This window comes from Alkalibacterium indicireducens (genome assembly GCF_039522005.1).
GTDB classification, from domain to species: domain Bacteria; phylum Bacillota; class Bacilli; order Lactobacillales; family Carnobacteriaceae_A; genus Alkalibacterium; species Alkalibacterium indicireducens.
Genome location: NZ_BAAADA010000082.1, coordinates 1 through 2,266, shown reverse-complemented (window position 1 = coordinate 2,266; position 2,266 = coordinate 1). Strand labels below are relative to the sequence as shown.

The 2,266-nt window shown below is 42.3% G+C and carries 2 protein-coding genes; both read left to right on the top strand.

The genetic code is table 11. The annotated features are described in order from the left end of the window. Positions 1 to 256 precede the first annotated feature (256 nt). Positions 257 to 787 (top strand): hypothetical protein, encoded by a 531-nt coding sequence (locus ABFX15_RS05175; RefSeq protein ID WP_346024419.1) that lies wholly within the window; start codon positions 257 to 259, stop codon positions 785 to 787. A 128-nt stretch (positions 788 to 915) separates the two neighbouring features. Further along, positions 916 to 2,139 carry a metal ABC transporter solute-binding protein, Zn/Mn family gene (locus tag ABFX15_RS05170; RefSeq protein WP_346024418.1) on the top strand — a complete coding sequence of 408 codons (1,224 nt, stop codon included), beginning with the start codon at positions 916 to 918 and terminating at the stop codon, positions 2,137 to 2,139. Positions 2,140 to 2,266: the final 127 nt, after the last annotated feature.

Genomic DNA, 2,266 nt, shown 5'->3' with positions numbered 1-2,266 from the left:
ACAATGAAGACCATCTAAAACCGACGGTTTTCATTGTTCTTTTTGTTTGTTAAGAGCTGGTTTTTTCCCAGCCCCTTTTATTTTGCCTGACAAAAATCCACTCCTGACCATTATTCTCCCGTGATTCTTAGTAGTCTGGCTGCTCATTACGAGGTGTAACGAAAGTTTTTACAAAAAAGGTGGTTGACATCATCTGCGGAACATGGTTAAATGTAAAACGTAACGGTTACGATTTACTTATATAGGAGGAATAATTGTGTTGAATAAATGGATCAAACTTTCTGGAGTTGCTTTAATGAGTTTATACTTAGCTGCCTGTGATACAGCAGAAGATGAAGGTGTAGAAGATAACACGACAGATATGGCTGAAGAAGAAGGAACTGAAGAAGAAACAGGTGACGAAGCTGCACTAGAAGAAGACAGCGATAAAGATACAGAAGCGGACGACACTGCTGTTCTTGATGAAGAGGCCGAAGAAGAACATGATGAAGCTGATGCAGATGTCGCAGAGCTGATCACGATCGAAGGAGTGGCGGAACATTACCACACTGGAGAACTAGTTGAACTGACGGCTGTCATGTCAGAAGAGACAGATTACGATGACTGGCACTGGTACAGCCGGGAAGATGATGCTGATGAATGGGAAATCATTTCCGGCCAGCATACTCAAGACCTGTTTATGGAAGCACCTGAAGCAACAGTAAACGTTAGGGCTGTTCTTTACGATGATGCACACGCACCATATGCACAATCTGAAGCTGTTGAGATTGAAGTGGACAATCATTAAAAAGAAAATGTGGGCAGCTGATATAGTTGGCTGCCTTCTCTTATGAAATTATAATTTGACAGAGTATCTATTCTCATGATACTTTATTTACCGTAATGATTACGATTTACAACCATAAGGAGTTAACGATGATTAATAAAAAAATGTATGGGCTGCTGCCTCTTATTCTCGCAATTCTTGGTTTAAGTGCATGTACGCCAGAAAATTCTGAACAAACATCAGATGATAACTTATCAATTGTCACTTCTTTTTATCCTGTGTATGAATTTACTCAGCAGGTGGCTGGTGAGCATGCAGATATTTCTCTCATGGTAGGTGGAGGAGCAGATCCACACAGTTATGAACCAAGTGCTCGGGATATTGCAGGAATCAATAATGCAGATCTGTTCATCTATACAAGTGAGGAAATGGAGTTCTGGGTACCCAGCCTGCTGAATTCAATTGAGAATGAAGAACTGGAAGTTGTCCGAACAGCTGACGCTCTGGGAACGGAAAGCCATTATGACTCGCCGGCGTCAAGTGGAAATGAAACAGACTTTTCAGCTGAACCAGTGGCAAATCTTCCTGAGGATGTTCAGATCATTGGTCTGGCAGGCCACTATCATAGTGGTGATACCGTCACTTTAATGGCTCAATATGAACAGGCAGAAGACTGGCAATGGTATGTCATGGAAAAAGAAGGCCAATGGGAACAGGTCGATAACCTGACATCTGACCGGTTCGAATACCAGATTGAAAGAGAAGATATTCTGGTACAGGCTGTAGCAACTGATGGTGATGGAAATGAACTCGCACAATCAGAAGTGGCTCATGTACACATTGATGATCATAAAGAAGATCCTCATATCTGGCTTGATCCTGTCCTTGCACAAGATCAGGTCCTGCTTATCATGGAAGCACTGATTGAAGCAGATCCGGTGAATGCAGAGAGCTATCAGGAAAACGCTGACCAGTTCATGAATGAACTGTCTGCACTTCATGAAGATTTTCTGGAAGCTTTCAAGGGTGCGGAAAATAGAACCTTTGTTGTTCAGCATCAGGCTTTCGGCTATATTGCAAGCAGGTATGATCTGAATCAGATAGCAATCGGAGGGCTTTCTACAGAAGTGGAGCCGAGTCCTTCAAGAATAGCTGAAATAAACCAGCTGGTGAATGAATACGACGTGCCGGTCATTTACTATCAGCAGGGTGCCAATTCGGCGATTGCTCAGACAGTAGCCAATGAGACTGGAACAGAAACAGCCGTTCTGCATGATCTGGAAACTTTGTCAGAAGAACTGCAAGCTGAAGGTCTTGGATATATAGAAGCAATGAGAGAAAATCTCGAAGCACTGAAACAGTCCATCAACTAAATCAATTAACGAGGTGTGCGCAGCTTAAAACGGCACACCTCGTCTTCTGTTTAACAGCTATGTGTAAAATAGTTGTCGGAAAGTAAAATAGTAGGGCAAGAAATTAAAGTAGACAAAAAGAAAGAAG